We start from the raw sequence: 2142 nt of genomic DNA on the forward strand, positions 1-2142 counted from the left end.
GCGTCATTCATCGCCTTGTGCTCGAAGCCCTCGGACTCGTCGAGCGTCAGGCCGTCGAAGCTGGCCGACAGCCGACCCTCGCTGCCCGTGACCGGGTACAGCTCGGCGCCGATGAACTCCTCGGCCAGCGGCCGGGCCAGGGCTTCGGCGCGGTGCCCGTTGTCGAAACGCTTCTTGGTCGCGATGTCGATGTCGCCGGCGACACCGGTGTGCATTTCGCGCAGCAGCTGGGCCCGCGTCTTGTACGGGCTGCAGCCCATCATCGTCGGAGCGTCTGACGCGTTGAAGTGCGACGCGCGGTAGGCCTGCCACTCGGGCGAGCCTTGGATCAGTTCGTGGATCTTCATTGCGCGCTCCCTTCACTGGCGTCCATGTCGGCCAAGAAGTCGTCGTGCTCGCCCGCGTCGTGGTTCGTTTCGGGCTCCGGCGGCGGCGGGGATTTCTTCAGCGACAGAATCTTGGCCTTCTGCTCCTCGGAGAAGGTCGCTTTGGTGCTGAGCGTGGCCAGGAGGTCGGACGCCGACTTCCTTCCGTCGGCGACCAGCTTGGTCCACGCCGGAAGGTTCGTCGCAAAGGCCTCCGCGGCGTAGGCCGGAAGGCCCGGAGGCGGCGGCGGCGGCGAGCCCGCGTTGCCGTGCTGGCTTGCCGCGTCGGTCGCAAAGCCACCGTCGGCCAGTTCGTCGGTGGTGTAGATCCCGAGCAGTGCGCCCGGCACGAACGCACGGGCCCAATTCTTGACCTGCAGGTAGCCCAGCTGCTGCTTCGGGTTCACCTTCCACAGCGGGCTGTTCTTCGTCGTGATCATCGCGATCGACAACCACTCGCCCCAGCAGACTGCCGACTCACCGCGGAGCACCGCTCCGACCCGGCACTCGAGCGCATTGCCTTCGCCGCGGTACTCGTAGTGGAAACTGCCCTTGATCGCGCCTGACTGCATCACGACCGCGTTGACCAACTGCGCCTCGTATCCGAGTTTCCCGTTGATGACGTGCGCCTTCTGCGCGACCGCGAACGGGTTGAGACCCCAGATCATGGCCTGCGTGACGATTGCCATGCAGTCGCCGAGATTGCCCTTCAATTCCTTCGGCACCGACAGCGCGCTGTTCGACAGCGCCTCGGCCATGCGCCAGATCTTGTCGAAGTACCTGTCCTCCAACAGGTCGCGTGGCGTGAATGCGCGCTGCAGGAGTCGATCGAACTCGGACTGAGCGCGCTCCGGCGTGACGACGGTGTCGGCCTGCGCGGCCTTGCCGCTGGTCTCGGCTTCGGTGATCATGTGATGGGTCCTCGAAGTAGTGTGGTTGTGTCGCGCGCTCACCAAGAAATCGCCGCCAGCGCCGCCAGCGCCGCCAGCGCGACGACGAACAGCACCGCGATGCCGGCGCCCTCGGGCACCGCGTCGTCGTAGTCGGCGCCGATGTCCGTGCAGCATTCCGCCGGGCCGACCGGGATCGTCGAAACGAAGTCGCCGCTGCCCAATCGAGAGGTGTCCACCATCATCATGACCCCCATGTCCTGCCTGCGTTGAGCGAGGCCAGCTCGCACCGCATGGTGCACACGCGCCCGCGCCACTCGCGCAGGTGCAGCGAATCGATCAGTCCGTCCCTGGCGCATGCGCGCAGGTAGGACTCGGTCTCGTGGATTTCGTAGACCAGCCAGGCGCGGCGCAATGCGCGCCGGACGTAACGGATGGCGGCGATCATGCTGCCCCCCGGTCCGAGAAGTGGCACTCGTCGGCGTACATCTCGCCGAGGTTTTCGTATCGCTGCCGGCAGGCTTCTGCATCGAGCTCCTGCTCGATCTCGAAGTGCCACAGCGCACGCAAGCGCTCGACCAGCTCGTCGCGGGCCTGTACGCAGGCCTCCGCGTCTCCAGCCCACAGCAGGCGCCACAGCGCCGCGCCGGTCATGCGGATGGCCCCCTCGTCCGCCATCAGTCTGGCGTCGTCGAGCCAGTCGTCGGCGTCCGGGCCGGCCGTCACATCGCCAAGCGCGTCGTGCAGCTCATCGCCGCACAGGCGGCGCACCAGGGCGGCATCGGCCGCCATGTCGTTGCGCTCGTCGAGGTCGTCGTCGTAGTCGTCATGTGTCATGTCAGTCACCCGCGCCGCCGTCGTAGTCGGCGCCGTAGCCGTAGCCGTCG

4 protein-coding genes and 1 pseudogene are annotated in these 2142 nt (G+C 67.1%); all 5 read right to left on the reverse strand.

Features of this window, described 5'->3' with window-relative positions:
• The coding region (locus CAPSK01_RS19655) for a YqaJ viral recombinase family protein (protein WP_034930819.1) at positions 1-347 on the reverse strand (347 nt) is incomplete at its 3' end.
• Positions 344-1276, reverse strand: a complete 933-nt coding sequence (locus CAPSK01_RS24095; RefSeq protein WP_273704142.1) for a recombinase RecT — start codon at positions 1274-1276, stop codon at positions 344-346. The genes CAPSK01_RS24095 and CAPSK01_RS19655, both read right to left, overlap by 4 nt.
• A 38-nt stretch (positions 1277-1314) precedes the next feature.
• The gene (locus CAPSK01_RS19665) at positions 1315-1503 is read right to left on the reverse strand and encodes a hypothetical protein (protein WP_034930822.1); all 189 of its coding nucleotides are present in this window, start codon (positions 1501-1503) and stop codon (positions 1315-1317) included.
• The gene (locus tag CAPSK01_RS19670) at positions 1500-1703 is read right to left on the reverse strand and encodes a hypothetical protein (protein ID WP_034930825.1); all 204 of its coding nucleotides are present in this window, start codon (positions 1701-1703) and stop codon (positions 1500-1502) included. The genes CAPSK01_RS19665 and CAPSK01_RS19670 overlap by 4 nt, the downstream gene beginning before the upstream one ends.
• Positions 1700-2142 (reverse strand): annotated as a pseudogene (locus CAPSK01_RS19675) (hypothetical protein); the annotation flags it as partial. The gene CAPSK01_RS19670 and the pseudogene CAPSK01_RS19675, both read right to left, overlap by 4 nt.

The sequence above is a fragment of the Candidatus Accumulibacter vicinus genome, assembly GCF_000584955.1.
GTDB lineage: Bacteria > Pseudomonadota > Gammaproteobacteria > Burkholderiales > Rhodocyclaceae > Accumulibacter > Accumulibacter vicinus.

Coding starts and splice junctions, on each gene's coding strand:
- CAPSK01_RS24095 (WP_273704142.1), bottom strand. CDS start 1,276: ATGATCACCGAAGCCGAGACCAGCGGCAAGGCCGCGCAGGCCGACACC.
- CAPSK01_RS19665 (WP_034930822.1), bottom strand. CDS start 1,503: ATGATGATGGTGGACACCTCTCGATTGGGCAGCGGCGACTTCGTTTCG.
- CAPSK01_RS19670 (WP_034930825.1), bottom strand. CDS start 1,703: ATGATCGCCGCCATCCGTTACGTCCGGCGCGCATTGCGCCGCGCCTGG.